Source organism: Paraburkholderia sp. RAU6.4a, from assembly GCF_050435625.1.
In the GTDB taxonomy this organism is placed as follows: domain Bacteria; phylum Pseudomonadota; class Gammaproteobacteria; order Burkholderiales; family Burkholderiaceae; genus Paraburkholderia; species Paraburkholderia tuberum.
Genome location: NZ_JBNDKQ010000003.1, coordinates 498,295 through 512,108, shown reverse-complemented (window position 1 = coordinate 512,108; position 13,814 = coordinate 498,295). Strand labels below are relative to the sequence as shown.

Sequence of the window (13,814 nt, the reverse complement as noted above, 5' to 3'; positions counted from 1 at the left end):
ATGCTCCAACGTTAAGAGCTTCCAATGAACATATCCAAATTCTTCATCGATCGCCCGATCTTCGCAGGCGTGCTATCGGTATTGATCCTGCTCGGGGGCATCATCTCGCTGTTCAAGCTGCCCATTTCCGAGTATCCGGAAGTGGTGCCGCCTTCGGTGGTGGTGCACGCGCAGTATCCGGGCGCGAATCCGAAGGTGATCGCCGAGGCGGTCGCCGCGCCGCTCGAAGAGCAGATCAATGGTGTCGAGAACATGTTGTACATGCAGTCGCAGGCCAATAGCGACGGCAATCTGACGCTGACCGTCACGTTCAAGCTCGGCACCAATCCCGACCTCGCGACGCAGCTCGTGCAGAACCGCGTCAATCAGGCGCTGCCGCGTCTGCCGGAAGACGTGCAGCGGCTCGGCGTGACGACGATCAAGAGTTCGCCGACGCTGACGATGGTCGTGCACCTGATCTCGCCGAACGATCGCTACGACATGACGTATCTGCGCAATTACGCGCTGCTCAACGTGAAGGATCGGCTCGCGCGGATTCAGGGCGTCGGCGAAGTGCAGCTGTGGGGCTCGGGCGATTACGCAATGCGTATCTGGCTCGATCCGCAGAAAGTCGCGCAACGCGGTCTCACGGCGACCGAAGTCGTCAACGCGATCCGCGAGCAGAACATCCAGGTCGCGGCCGGTGTGATCGGTGCGTCGCCGTCGGTACCGGGCACGCAATTGCAGTTATCGGTGAATGCGCGCGGCCGTTTGAAGACCGAGGGCGAATTCGGCGACATCATCGTGAAGACCGCGCCCGACGGCGGCGTGACCTATCTGCGCGATATCGCCCGGATCGAGCTCGCGGCGTCGGAATATGGTCTGCGTTCGCTGCTCGACAACAAGCCCGCGGTTGCGCTCGCGATCAATCAGGCGCCGGGTGCGAACTCGCTCGCGATTTCAGAGCAGGTGCGCGCGGCGATGAAGGAACTCGCCGAAGACATGCCGGCCGGCGTCGAATACCGGATCGTCTACGACCCGACGCAGTTCGTGCGTTCGAGTATCGAGGCGGTGATCCATACGCTGCTCGAAGCGATCGCGCTGGTCGTGATCGTCGTGATCGTGTTCCTGCAGACGTGGCGCGCGTCGATCATTCCGTTGATCGCGGTGCCGGTGTCGATCGTCGGTACGTTCTCGCTGCTGCTTGCGTTCGGCTTCTCGATCAACGCGTTGTCGCTGTTCGGCATGGTGCTCGCGATCGGCATCGTGGTCGACGATGCGATCGTCGTGGTGGAGAACGTCGAGCGCAACATCGAAAGCGGGCTCAGTGCGCGCGAGGCGACCTACAAGGCGATGCGCGAAGTGAGCGGGCCGATCATCGCGATTGCGCTGACGCTCGTCGCCGTGTTCGTGCCGCTCGCGTTCATGACGGGTCTCACGGGCCAGTTCTACAAGCAGTTCGCGATGACCATCGCGATCTCGACGGTGATCTCGGCGTTCAATTCGCTGACGCTGTCGCCGGCGTTGTCCGCGCTGCTGCTGCGCAGCCACGGCGAGAAGGAAGATTGGCTGACGCGTGTGATGAACCGTGTGCTCGGCGGCTTCTTCAAGCGTTTCAACAAGGTCTTTCATCGCGGTTCGGAAGCCTACGGCCGTGGTGTGACCGGCGTGCTGCGCCGCAAGGGCGCGATGCTCGCGGTGTACGCGATCCTCATCGGTGCAACCGTATTGGTGGCGCGGGTCGTGCCGGGCGGCTTCGTGCCCGCGCAGGACAAGGAGTATCTGATCGCGTTCGCGCAGTTGCCGAACGGTGCCTCGCTCGATCGCACGGAGAAGGTGATCCGCGATATGAGCGCGATCGCGCTGAAGCAGCCGGGCGTCGAAAGCGCGGTGGCCTTCCCTGGTCTGTCGGTGAATGGCTTCACGAATAGTTCGAGCGCGGGCATCGTGTTCGTCACGCTGAAGCCGTTCAAGGAGCGCGGCAACAAGAAGCTCTCGGCAGGCGCGATTGCCGGTGCGCTGAACCAGCAGTACGGCGCGATCAAGGACTCGTTCGTCGCGGTGTTCCCGCCGCCGCCGGTGCTCGGGCTCGGCACGCTCGGCGGCTTCAAGATGCAGCTCGAAGATCACGGCGCGCTCGGTTACGCGGAACTCAACAAGGCTGCCGAAGCATTCGTGAAGCGCGCGGCGCAAACGCCCGAACTTGGGCCGACCTTCTCCAGCTATCAGATCAACGTGCCGCAGCTGAACGTCGATCTCGATCGCGTGAAGGCGAAGCAGCTCGGCGTGCCGGTCACGGATGTGTTCGACACGATGCAGATCTATCTGGGCTCGCTGTACGTGAACGACTTCAACCGCTTCGGTCGCGTGTATCAGGTGCGCGTGCAGGCGGATGCGCCGTTCCGTCAACGCGCCGACGACATCCTGCAACTGAAGACGCGCAACGCGGCGGGCGAGATGGTGCCGTTGTCGTCGCTCGTCACGGTGACGCCGACCTACGGACCGGAGATGGTGGTGCGCTACAACGGCTACACGGCCGCCGACATCAACGGCGGCCCAGCGCCCGGCTTTTCGTCGGGACAGGCGCAGGCCGCGGCCGAACGCGTGGCCGCCGAGGTGCTGCCGCGCGGCGTGAAGCTCGAGTGGACCGACCTCACGTATCAGCAGATCCTCGCCGGCAATGCGGGCATGTGGGTGTTCCCGATCAGCGTGCTGCTGGTGTTCCTCGTGCTCGCCGCGCTGTACGAAAGCCTGACGCTGCCGCTCGCCGTGATCCTGATCGTGCCGATGAGCGTGCTGTCCGCGCTGACCGGCGTGTGGCTCACCGGTGGTGACAACAACATCTTCACGCAGATCGGTTTGATGGTACTGGTGGGCTTGTCCGCGAAGAACGCGATCCTGATCGTCGAGTTTGCGCGTGAGCTCGAACACGACGGACGCAGTCCGCTGCAGGCCGCGATCGAAGCGAGCCGTCTGCGTCTGCGGCCGATTCTGATGACGTCGATCGCCTTCATCATGGGCGTGGTGCCGCTGGTGTTGTCGAGCGGCGCGGGCTCGGAGATGCGTCACGCGATGGGCGTCGCGGTGTTCTTCGGCATGCTCGGCGTCACGCTGTTCGGCCTGATGCTGACGCCGGTGTTCTATGTGGTGCTGCGCTCGCTCGCGGGCGGGACGATTCACGTCGCGCAGAAGGATGCGCCGCGCTACGGCGCGCCCGTTACGGACGCCTGAGGAGAAAACAACAATGAAACGCTTTGAATCTCGCTTTGACTCTTTGCGCGGATGGGGCCGCGCGGCCGCGAGCGGTCTGCTGATCGCCCTGCTGGCCGCTTGTTCGGTCGAGCCGACGTACAAGCGGCCCGACGTCGATACGCCGGCGGCGTTCAAGGAAGCGCCCGCGATGGCGACGTCGGCTGCGGCGGCGTCGGGCGTGGCGGCTGGTTCGGCCGCGCCGGCGCAAAACACCGGCACGTGGAAGCCGGCCCAGCCCGCCGACGACGCCCTGCGTGGCGAATGGTGGAAGGTGTTCGGCGACCCGCAGCTCGACGCGCTCGAAGAGCAGGCCGCCGCCGCGAACCAGGACCTGAAGGCCGCAGCCGCGCGCGTGCAGCAGGCGCGCGCGGTCACGCAGGCGGCGAAGTCCGACTGGTTCCCGAAGCTCGACGCGGGCTTCGGCCCGACCCGGGAGCGTGCGTCGGCTGCGTCGCAATTCCTGCCGGACAGCGCGGGCGGTACGACCGGCACGATCTGGCGCGCGCAGGTCGGCGCGTCGTATGAGGCGGATCTGTTCGGGCGGGTCAGCTCGAACGTGAACGCGTCGCGCTCGGACGAGCAGCAGAGCGAAGCGCTGTTTCGCTCGGTGCAGCTGTCGCTGCAGGCCGATGTCGCGCAGAACTACTTCCAGTTGCGCGAGCTCGACACCGACCAGGATCTGTATCGCCGCACCGTCGCGTTGCGCGAGGACACGCTGAAGCTCGTCGAGCGGCGCTTCAAGGAAGGCGATATCAGCGAGCTGGATCTGTCGCGCTCGCGTAACGAGCTCGCGAGCGCGCGTGCCGATGCGGTCGGCGTCGCGCGGCAACGGGCGGCCTCGGAGCATAGCCTCGCGATTCTGCTCGGCAAGCCGCCCGCGGATTTCTCGTTCGCGGAAGAACCGCTCGCGCCGGTGGCGGTGCGCGTGCCGCCGGGTTTGCCGTCGGCGCTGCTCGAACGCAGGCCGGACATCGCGGCAGCCGAACGCGCGATGCAGGCAGCGAATGCGCGCGTCGGGCTCGCGAAGTCGGCGTTCTTCCCGAAGCTCGACATCACGGGCGCGTTCGGCTTTGAATCGGCGACGCTCGGCGATCTGTTCATGTGGTCGAGCCGCGCGTTCATCCTCGGTCCGTTCGCGGGTACCGCGCTGACGGTGCCGATCTTCGACGGCGGCCGCCGCAAGGCCAATCTCGCGCAGGCCCGTTCGAAGTACGACGAGGACGTCGCGCAATATCGCCAGCAGGTGCTCGTGGCGTTCCGTGAAGTCGAGGACAATCTTGCCGATCTGCGTTTGCTCGACGATCAGATGCGCGAGCAGAACGACGCGGTCGATGCGTCGCAGCGCGCCGCGCATCTGTCGCGCACGCAGTACACGGAGGGCGCGGTCAGCTATCTCGACGTGATCGATGGCGAGCGGCAGGTGCTGCAGTCGCAATTGCAGGCGAGCCATCTGGCGGGCACGCAGGCGGTCGCGACCGTGAATCTGATTCGCGCGCTCGGTGGCGGTTGGGGCGATGTGACGGCGGGGGATACGGCGGTGGGGGCGGCGCCGGTGCCGGTTGGTGCTTCCGGCGGCGCGGCGGCTTCGCTGGCTGCGGCTTCCGGCTCTACGGCCGGGGCCGCATCGGTGTCAGCGCAGCAGCGGGTGGCGAAGCGCTGAATTCCTAAGCCTGTTGGCAAGCGCTTCATCGACCTCATCAACGACGCTTGGCATTCTCGGCGCGACGGTGATGCCGCATAACCTGTATCTGCACTCGTCGATCGTGCAGACCCGCGCGGTGAAGCGCGATCCGGCCAGCATCCGCTCGGCGATCGGCACGTCACGCATCGACACGATCGCATCGCTCGTGATCGCGGCGCTGATCAACATGGCGATCCTGATTCTCGCGGCCGCCGCGTTTACGCGACGGGCCACGACCAGGTCACGCAGATCTTCATCACGCGAGCGCTCGCGCTGATCCCGGCGCTGATCGGTGTGCGGATGCTCGGCAATGGCGCGGTTTGCCAACTGCTCGTCGCGAGTCAGGTCGTGCTGAGCCTGCAACTGCCGTTCGCGCTGTATCCGCTGATCCGCATGACGAGCGACCGATCGCTGATGGGCGAATTCGCCAACACGCTGCCGACGCGCCTGCTCGTGTGGACGCTGTTTGTTACGATCAGTGCGGCGAATCTGTGGCTCGTTGTCCAGACGGTGGGGCGGGCCGGTTGATCTGAACGACCGGTATTCGGCACGCCCGTTTGCCCGGGGCGAAGGCGAAAAAAATCCGCGCAGTTCAATCACTGCGCGGAATCATGTGAGCTTCGGTTTGAATCGGGTCGAGCGCGTCTCGCGACGGCGAATCGATCGGTCAAGCGGCCTGCGCAACCTGCGCCGCATCGAGCGCTTCCCGGCGCGCGGCTGCTGCCTTCTTCGTCTTGCCGGCACGCGACGGCGGCTGGCAGGCGCCGCACACGACGTTGTGCTGCAGGTCGTGCTTGTGCGCGACGAACTTGCCGGTACAGCGGCAGCATCTGGTCAACTGCAGGATGTCGGCGTCGAAGAAACGCACGAGCGTCCACGCGCGCGTCAGATCGAGCACCGGCTCGGTTTCGCTGTGCTGACAGTGTTCGAGATACAGTCGATAGCCCTTGGTCAGCGCATCCAGATGCGAGCAGCGCGCTTCGTTCTTGAGGAACAGGTACGTGTTGTAGAACAGCGACGCGTGAATGTTCGCGAGCCACGTCATGTACCAGTCCGCCGAGAACGGCAGCATGCCCTTGGGCGGCGATACGCCCTTGACCTCGCGATACAGGCGGATCATACGGTCGCGCGACAGCGTCAACTCGCTCTCGAGCACCTGCATGCGGGCGCCGAGCTCGATCAGTGCGATCGCGCGAAATACTTCCTGTGCATCTTCGGTCAGGCTTCGCTTGAGCATTGCAGTCACCTCGATCAGGCAAATTGCTCGGCGGGCTGGCCTGCAAGCAGGATCGCCGTGTGAGTCGGTGCAACTGCGGTGTGCTTCGTCGTTTGCGTCAACGCCGACAGCATCGCGTGGTCGTTGAAGCGGAAGAAGCACAAAAGCTGGTCGGAAGCGGCCAGCTTGACGATTTGCGCGAGCGACAGCCCGGCAAGCAAGTCAGCCAGTTCCGACGACAGTCCCAGCCGGAACATTCCGACCGGTTTGTCCTCGCGCAACATGCGTTGCGCGAGCATGATGTAAGACAAGTTGATCTCGCGGATTGAATCCAGCGTCTCGCTGCTACGGTCCATTTTGTCTGTTTCCGAAGCCCCGAATTACTATGTCGGCTTTGCGCCGTTATGTCTTTTCTGCCTCGCCGGCAACGTGGCCTCCGGCTACATGTTGCTACTTGCTACAACCAGCGAACATTTGATACAAGAGGTTACATTTCGTAACAGCTCGGGACGAATTGTATGAAGGCTAAAACCAGAAATCAATCCTTTCTCAAAAAAATATCTCAAAAAGCTACATCATTTTTCGGTAAGTTTTTCACGCCATTGTAATGAATGATGCCAAGTGAATTTATAGCCTTTCGACACTGGCCTCTAATCCATGAAAACCCTTGCTGGATGGGAATCCTACGCGATTGTCCGAGACGTGCGTCCGCACCGCGCGGCGATCGGTAAATTTGTTTTGGATTAGAAAGGAACGGAAAGCGATGGAATGGACGGTAATAAATACTCGTGCTGGGGGGCGCGTGAGGGGCGGATGGAGCCTGTAACCGTATGAAGCGTCCCCCGTTACAAACTACGCAAACGAGGGCCGGCTTTGTAACGGCTCGATGAGGATGGGCAGCCGGTCTGTCGCACGCGTTCGACCCCGAGACCGAACAGCGGTCGCAGATGCGTACCGATCACGTTGCGGACGGAGGCTGCGAGAAGCCAGTGCCGTGCAGGTTGCCTGACACGATGTCGGTGCAATAAGACGACATTACAACGTTGACGAGGCGCCGGGAATGGCCGCAAGGAGGCGTCGTCAATGATTCCCGGGGGCGCTACGCCAGGAATCGCGCCATCAGATCCTCGTCATGGAACACCCCGTCGACGTTCAAGGCGCCGACTTCGCACCCATATTTGCGAAAGCCGAGCGATTCATACAGCCTGCGCGCAGCGTCGTTGCGGCTACCCACGGTTAGCTGCACCTGTCGCAAACCGTCGACGCGCGCCGCGCGCGTCAGCAACTCGCCGAGCAGCGCGCGCCCGACCCCACGACCAGCCGCTTCCTGTGCGACATACATGCCGACCACGTTCGCCTTGTGCCGCTCCTTGTGGGCTTTATTGCGCAGCAGACCGACGACGCCGATCAGCGGAGCGTCGGCCGACGCATACGCGCCAAGCAGAAACGTGCCTTCCGTCTCCGAGCCCTGCAGTGTCGCGTCATGCTGCCCGGCGCCTTTCGCCAGCGCTTCGTCGTGGCTTTGTCCGAACGAAGCGGGGTGCGCCTTCAGCCCGCGCAGACGAAGCTGGAAATAGGCGTCCCGGTCGGCGGGTCCGAGTTGGCGGATCAGCAGGGTGTCGGCGTTGACGGACATCTCACTTATTCGTGGTGAGTGGAGCGGTGGTACGCGAGCGGCTAGCCGCGCTGATGTTCGGCAAATTCGCGCAGCGCCGACGCGGTTTGCCGATCCGCCGGAAAGAACGCCTCGATGGCGAGTTCCGACAGCGTAACGTCCACGGGCGTGCCGAACACCGTGGTGGTGCTGAAAAACGACAACACGCCAAGCGGCGTACGCAGCCGCAATGGCACGGCGATCTGGTTGAGGACTGCATCGTCCAGCGTCGAGGCGTCTGCATCCGGCGGCGCGGGGTAGCCGGCCAGTTCGTCGCGCAGTGCGCTCAGCGTGTCGTCGCCGCTGACGTCGATCTGCCGTTGCAGGCGGCCCAGCACATGCTCGCGCCACGCATGCCAGTTGACGATCGACGCCGCAATGCCTTGCGGATGCAGACTCAGGCGGAGTGCGTTGACCGGTGGCTTCAACAGTTCGGGACTCGCGCCGCTCAACAACGGCGCAATCGCATTGTTGGTCGCGACGATGGTCCAGTGCCGGTCGATCGCGAGGGCCGGGTAGGGCTCATGTCCTTTGAGCACCAGTTCGACGGCTTCGCGTGCGGCGGCGAGCTGCGGGTCGGAGAGGGGACGTTCGCGAAACAGCGGCGCGTAACCGGCCGCGACGAGCAGAGCATTGCGCGCGCGCAACGGCACGTCGAGGCGCTCGGCGAGATGCATGACCATTTCCCGGCTCGGTAGCGCGCGCCCCGATTCGACAAAGCTCAGATGGCGGGTCGAAATGTCAGCCTCCGTGGCGAGCAGCAACTGACTCATGCGCCGCCGCTGGCGCCATTCGCGGAGAAGTTCGCCGACCGCCCGAGTGCCGATCGGCGCGGATGATGGAGCCGCTTGTGCAATAGAGAGTGTGTTCATGCCACCGATCATAGTCAAAGCGTGCAAGCAATCGATTACCTGAGAGGTAATGCCCCGCGAATTTCAGTCAACGAGACGCGTGCCCGGCTCAGGCGGCAGCCAGGCGCAACGGCACGGCGGTGAATTTGACGCCGATCGCACTCGCCAGTTTGAGGACCGTGTCCATGCGTGGCTTGGAGCCGGGCGCGAGTGTCTTGTAGAGGCTTTCGCGGCCCAGGCCCGCTGCGGCGGCGATCTTCGTGATGCCGTGTGCCTTGGCGATATCCGCGATGGCGGCGAGCAGCAGATCGGAGTCGCCTTCGTCGAGGGCGGCGTTCAGATAGGCCGCGACCATTTCGTCGTTGTCGAGGTACTTCGATGCGTCGAAGCGTGCCGTTTTGATCTTGCTCATGACTGTTCCTTTCTGATGGTTGTCCACATTGCTCCGGCATGCCTGATATCCGCCTGCTGCGTGGCCTTGTTACCCCCGCAGAGCAGCAGATACATCATGCGTTCCTCGCGCGCGTAGTAGACCCGGTAACCCGGCCCGCAATCGATGCGCATCTCGAACACGCCGTTTTCCAGCAACTTCGCGTCGCCGAAAAGCCCGCGTTCCGCGCGGCGGATCCGCACGAGAATTTGCGCCTTCGCCTTGAGGTCGGTGAGGCCGTGAAGCCAACGGTCGAACTCTTCGGTGCAGTTGATCGTGTACACGCGCGGTGTTTCGATCTGCGGATGATTGTATCTCCAAGGATACGGTCGTGCAAGCGAGAAAAGCGTCTCGATAAAGCGGTCCAAGCGGTCCTCCTGTTCATTGCATTGCCCGCCTCGCGATGTCGTCGGCGGGCTTCGATGAGTCACTTGAGGTTAGCGGTGCGAAGGTTTTTTGACGACTCGGCCGAATGACCTATTTGGCGAGAAAAACAGTGAAAAGCGCTGCGTGACAGCGAAGGCTGCATCCGCTTGATTACCTCTCACGTAATCGACGCAATGCACGCGAGCCGTCAATCTTCATTCCGAGCCCGCCGCATGCGATGCGCATGCCGCGCGAAGTGCTCAGTCCTGTCAATCGAGGAGTTCGAGATGAATGCGCATACCGATTTGATCGACCGTTATTTCGATACCTGGAACGAGACCGATGGCGCGCGTCGTCGCGAGTTGATCGCGGCAACGTGGAGCGCCGATGCCGACTATCGCGACCCGCTGCTGGCGGGCGCGGGCCACGATGGCATCGACGCCATGATCCGCGCGGTGCATGAGCGTTTTCCGCATCACACGTTTCGCCGTACGACCGACGTCGACGGCTTCGCGAATCGCCTGCGCTTCTCGTGGGCACTGACGACCCCCGCGGGCGAGGCGATCGTGAAGGGCTCGGACTTCGGCGTGGTGGACGCGCATGGGCGTCTGCAAGCGGTCACCGGTTTTCTCGACGAAACCCCCGGCGCCGCCTGAGGCGTCTTTCACGGAGACGATCATGCATGAGCCCGCCGCTGCCAAGCCCGTACAAGTCCATCTCGCGTTGCTGCGCGTCGCGGCCGCGCTCGATGCGTTATCGAGCGCGATCGCCGGTTTCGCGCTGCTCGGCGGGGCGCGGGCGTTCATGTTCATCGCACTGCTCGGTTGGCGCGAGCCGGTGCTCGGCGGCGCGGGGCTCGTGCTGCTCGCTCTGGTCGGATGGCTGCGCTGGCAATGCGGTGCGAGCGCAGCGCCGCAAGACGTCCGGCGCGCTTGCTACAATCGATCGTCGTGCGGATGAAGCGTGACACGCATCGCCTTGCGCAAAGCTCACGACCTCACCCCCTCAGCATGTTCCCAACCGAACGACCTGGAGACCCCGTGCTGAAAAATCTGGACCCGCTACTGAACGCCGATATCCTGCACGCGCTGCGCTCGATGGGCCACGGCGACGAGTTCGTGATCTGCGACGCCAACTTCCCGGCCGACGCCGTCGCGCGCGATACCGTGCTCGGCAAGCCGCTGCGTCTCGACGGCGTCAGTTCGCCGCGCGCGATCCGCGCGGTGCTGTCGGTGCTGCCGCTCGACACCTTTATCGAGCATCCCGCGTCGCGCATGGAAGTGGTTGGCGAGCCGCACACGATTCCCGCGGTGCAGCGCGAAGCGCAAGCCGAGGTCAACGCGGGCGAGGGGCGCGAGGTGCCCTTCGTGTCGATCGAGCGGTTCGCGTTTTACGAGCGTGCGCGCCAGGCATACTGTGTGATCGCGACGGGCGAGGAGCGCGGCTACGGCTGCTTCGTATTCACGAAGGGCGTGTTGCTCGCGCCGGACGCGCCACGCGTATAGTCGTTACCACCTTTCTCGATTCATCACGACAAACCCATGAGCTTCCAGCTAGCCAGTCTCGATCATCTCGTTCTGAACGTCGCCGACGTCGAAGTGAGCGCGGCGTGGTACGCGCGGATGCTCGGCATGCGACGCACCGAGTTCGCGTCGCGCACCGGCACGCGCGTGGCGATGAACTACGGTAATCAGAAGATCAATCTGCGTCCCGCGTCGGCCGATACCGTCGCCTGGTTCACGTCGCGCGAGGTGGTGCCGGGCACCGCGGACCTGTGCTTCGTGACCACCGCAAGCCCGGACGACGTCAAGGCGCACTGGCTTGCGCAAGGCGTCGCTATCGAGGCGGGGCCGGTGGAGCGCGACGGCGCGCGCGGCAAGATGACCTCGGTGTATTGCCGCGACCCGGACGGCAACCTGATCGAGGTCGCCACGTATCCGTCAGCTTGAGCGGGCTTGGAAATCGCGGCCATTGCTCATATGCTCAGGGGCGAGGCGGGGAACTGAGCCCTTCCATTCGGGTCTGCTGCTTATTCATTACAGGAGTACCCCCATGTCGCGTCCCGTCGATTTCGGCATTATTTTCATCGCCCGTCTTGCGCTTTCCGTGCTGTTCCTGTGGAGCGGGGTGATGAAACTGCTGGGCTATGCGGGCTTCGTCGGCTACCTGCATTCGAAAGGCGTGCCGTTCGTGCAGATCGCCGCGCCGATCGCAACCGCGATCGAGGTGCTCGGCGGCCTGCTGCTCGTGGTCGGCTTCAAGGTACGGCCGCTCGCGCTGGTCATGGCGGCGTATACGGTCGCGACGGCGGTGCTCGGCCACGACTTCTGGAATATCACCGACCCGGCCTTGCAGCACGACATGGTGATTCATTTCTGGAAGAACATCGGAATCGCGGGCGGTTTCCTGCTGCTGTTCGTTACCGGCGCGGGGCGTCTGAGCATCGACAACGCGCGCGCGCCGCGCGGCGGACTCGGCGGCCTGTAAAGCGGGCTGTAAAGCGTGAGCGCGCGCAGTCGGCGCGGCCCGCATCCTGCTACACAGCAGGATTTCCAGTCCGCGCCAATCATGGGAGCAGATGATGATTCAGAACTTCGAGCAAATGATCGGCGGCAAGCTCACGCAACTGTGCGCGAGTCTCGGCGAAGGGCCGACGCCGCATCGTGTGATCATCAGCCTCGCCGAGTCGGCGAAGACGCTGGTGGTTCTGGATGCGTCCGGATTCATCGGCACGCTGAAGGCGGACATCGAGGACCCGGAAAAGCTGCTCGCGGATGCGATCGCCAAAGCGCGCAACGAAGGCCTGATCGAGCGCGCAATCGCTACCGGCACGATTCAGGAGGCGTCGCTGTAGGCGCCTGCATTACACACCGCTTACTTACTCGCGGCGCTCGCGCCGCGCGCAGACGATGCCGCCGCTTGCGGCTCCGGATGCACGAAACACGCGAGCACGAGACCCAGCACCAGCAGTCCCACCGAAATAGTCGTCGCCGCTTGCATCCCCGGCACGATCTGCGTCGCGGCCGCACCGCCCGCGAGCGCGCCGAAGGCCGCCACACCCACCGCGCCGCCGGCCTGGCGCGCCGTGTTCAATACCGCCGACGCCGTGCCCGCGCGCCGCGCTTCGGTCGATGCGAGCACCGCCGTGGTCATCGCCGGCACCGCGAGTCCCATACCCGACGGAATCAGCAAAAACGGCAGCAGCAGGCCAATCAGCGGCGTCTCGGCGTCGACGAGATGCAGCAGGCCATAGCCGAGACCAGCCGTGATCGCGCCGAGGATCATCGGCACGCGCACTCCCAGGCGGCCGATCACCCAGCCGCTCGCGACGTTCGAGATCAGGAAGCCGCCCGTCAGCGGCAGGAACGCGAGGCCCGCCTGCAACGGCGTGTAGCCGCGCACGCGCTGCAGGTAAAGGCTCAGCACGAACACCATGCCGTAATACGTCAGATTCACGCAGATGCCGAACAGCACCGCCGCGCTGAACGTGCGCGTGCCGAACAGCGACAGCGGCAGCATCGGGCGCGCGACGCGCGCTTCGACGAACACGAACGCACCCGCCGCCAGCAGCGCCAGCACGAAGCCGCCGGCGACCAGCGGATGCGCGAGCCCGAGCGGCCGCCATTCGATCACCGCGGCGACGAACGCGGTTAGCGCGACGATCGCGAGACACTGGCCGCCGAGATCGATGCCGCGTGGCGTCGCGCCGGTGTTGCCGCGAGCGGCGGCCGGCACGCCGCGTTGCGAGGTTTGCGGACGCGGAATCCACAGCAGTGTCGCGAGCAGGCCGGCCGCGCAGATCGGTAGATTGACGAGAAAGATGCTGCGCCAGCCGAACGCCGCGATCAGCAGGCCGCCAGCCACCGGCCCGGCCGCGATCGAAATCGCGCCGGAGGCGGTCCACAGGCCGACCGCGCGTGCCCGCAGCTTCGGCTCGTGGCCGAACGACTGGTTGAGCAGCGCGAGCGAATTCGGCAGCATCGCGGCCGCGCCGATGCCTTGCACCGCGCGTGCGGCGATCAGCATCGGGGCGTCGAGCGCGAGCCCGCAGGCCAGCGACGCGAGCGCGAACAGCACGATTCCGCACGCATACATGCGCCGCGCGCCGAAGCGGTCGCCGAGCGCGCCGGCCGACAGCATCAGCACCGCAAACGCGAGCGTGTACGCATCGACGACCCATTGCAGTCCCGCGACGTTCGCGTGCAGGTCCGCGCCGATTCGTGGCAACGCGATGTTGACGATGGTCACGTCGAGTTGCGTGACCACGAAGCCGACGCTGACGGTCGCGAGAACGCGACCGAGGGCGGGCGAAAAGGAGGGTGTGGATGAGTTCATGACTGCATCGTAAGCCCGATGCAGCGCGCCACGTTTCGGCGTGGCGTGAA

Annotated in this window: 15 protein-coding genes and 1 pseudogene; 9 read left to right on the top strand and 7 right to left on the bottom strand. The window is 64.4% G+C overall.

Going from position 1 to position 13,814, the window contains the following annotated elements; all coding sequences use genetic code 11:
• The first annotated feature begins 24 nt into the window (after positions 1-24).
• From OKW40_RS26855 to OKW40_RS26845, 3 genes and pseudogenes are all read left to right on the top strand, one after another.
• Positions 25-3,210 carry an efflux RND transporter permease subunit gene (locus OKW40_RS26855; protein ID WP_429492559.1) on the top strand — a complete coding sequence of 1,062 codons (3,186 nt, stop codon included), beginning with the start codon at positions 25-27 and terminating at the stop codon, positions 3,208-3,210.
• 13 nt (positions 3,211-3,223) lie between these two features.
• Positions 3,224-4,891 (top strand): efflux transporter outer membrane subunit, encoded by a 1,668-nt coding sequence (locus OKW40_RS26850; protein WP_429492557.1) that lies wholly within the window; start codon positions 3,224-3,226, stop codon positions 4,889-4,891.
• A 46-nt stretch (positions 4,892-4,937) separates the two neighbouring features.
• Positions 4,938-5,440 (top strand): annotated as a pseudogene (locus tag OKW40_RS26845) (divalent metal cation transporter); the annotation flags it as partial.
• 139 nt (positions 5,441-5,579) lie between these two features.
• On the opposite strand, the gene flhC reads toward OKW40_RS26845, so the two are convergent.
• From flhC to OKW40_RS26815, 6 genes are all read right to left on the bottom strand, one after another.
• On the bottom strand, positions 5,580-6,149 hold the full coding sequence (gene flhC, locus OKW40_RS26840) for a flagellar transcriptional regulator FlhC (protein WP_018423439.1): 570 nt from the start codon (positions 6,147-6,149) through the stop codon (positions 5,580-5,582).
• Positions 6,150-6,163: 14 nt separating this feature from the next.
• Positions 6,164-6,484, bottom strand: coding sequence for a flagellar transcriptional regulator FlhD (flhD, locus tag OKW40_RS26835; protein WP_184007179.1), 321 nt, complete (start codon positions 6,482-6,484; stop codon positions 6,164-6,166).
• Between the two features lie 743 nt (positions 6,485-7,227).
• The gene (locus OKW40_RS26830; protein ID WP_429402778.1) at positions 7,228-7,764 is read right to left on the bottom strand and encodes a GNAT family N-acetyltransferase; all 537 of its coding nucleotides are present in this window, start codon (positions 7,762-7,764) and stop codon (positions 7,228-7,230) included.
• Positions 7,765-7,805: 41 nt separating this feature from the next.
• The gene (locus tag OKW40_RS26825) at positions 7,806-8,654 is read right to left on the bottom strand and encodes a helix-turn-helix domain-containing protein (RefSeq protein ID WP_184054209.1); all 849 of its coding nucleotides are present in this window, start codon (positions 8,652-8,654) and stop codon (positions 7,806-7,808) included.
• Positions 8,655-8,742: 88 nt separating this feature from the next.
• Complete coding sequence (locus OKW40_RS26820; protein WP_184064273.1) at positions 8,743-9,045, bottom strand: addiction module antidote protein; 303 nt, start codon at positions 9,043-9,045, stop codon at positions 8,743-8,745.
• Positions 9,042-9,431 carry a type II toxin-antitoxin system RelE/ParE family toxin gene (locus OKW40_RS26815; RefSeq protein ID WP_429492553.1) on the bottom strand — a complete coding sequence of 130 codons (390 nt, stop codon included), beginning with the start codon at positions 9,429-9,431 and terminating at the stop codon, positions 9,042-9,044. Before OKW40_RS26815 ends, OKW40_RS26820 begins: the two co-directional genes overlap by 4 nt.
• A 285-nt stretch (positions 9,432-9,716) precedes the next feature.
• Here OKW40_RS26815 and OKW40_RS26810 point away from each other — a divergent pair, with 285 nt between their 5' ends.
• From OKW40_RS26810 to OKW40_RS26785, 6 genes are all read left to right on the top strand, one after another.
• A complete protein-coding gene (locus tag OKW40_RS26810; protein WP_176379337.1) occupies positions 9,717-10,085 on the top strand; it encodes a nuclear transport factor 2 family protein in 369 nt (122 codons plus the stop codon).
• Positions 10,086-10,107: 22 nt separating this feature from the next.
• Positions 10,108-10,389, top strand: a complete 282-nt coding sequence (locus OKW40_RS26805; RefSeq protein ID WP_429353151.1) for a hypothetical protein — start codon at positions 10,108-10,110, stop codon at positions 10,387-10,389.
• 80 nt (positions 10,390-10,469) lie between these two features.
• On the top strand, positions 10,470-10,934 hold the full coding sequence (locus OKW40_RS26800) for an RbsD/FucU family protein (protein ID WP_429492551.1): 465 nt from the start codon (positions 10,470-10,472) through the stop codon (positions 10,932-10,934).
• A 36-nt stretch (positions 10,935-10,970) separates the two neighbouring features.
• Positions 10,971-11,378: a VOC family protein gene (locus OKW40_RS26795; RefSeq protein ID WP_018423431.1), complete on the top strand. Its 408-nt coding sequence runs from the start codon at positions 10,971-10,973 to the stop codon at positions 11,376-11,378.
• 103 nt (positions 11,379-11,481) lie between these two features.
• Positions 11,482-11,916, top strand: a complete 435-nt coding sequence (locus OKW40_RS26790) for a DoxX family protein (protein WP_184054217.1) — start codon at positions 11,482-11,484, stop codon at positions 11,914-11,916.
• Positions 11,917-12,010: 94 nt separating this feature from the next.
• Positions 12,011-12,283, top strand: a complete 273-nt coding sequence (locus tag OKW40_RS26785) for a hypothetical protein (protein WP_090810195.1) — start codon at positions 12,011-12,013, stop codon at positions 12,281-12,283.
• A gap of 20 nt (positions 12,284-12,303) precedes the next feature.
• Here OKW40_RS26785 and OKW40_RS26780 read toward each other — a convergent pair whose 3' ends face one another.
• Positions 12,304-13,764, bottom strand: a complete 1,461-nt coding sequence (locus OKW40_RS26780; RefSeq protein WP_429492549.1) for an MFS transporter — start codon at positions 13,762-13,764, stop codon at positions 12,304-12,306.
• Between the last annotated feature and the right edge of the window lie 50 nt (positions 13,765-13,814).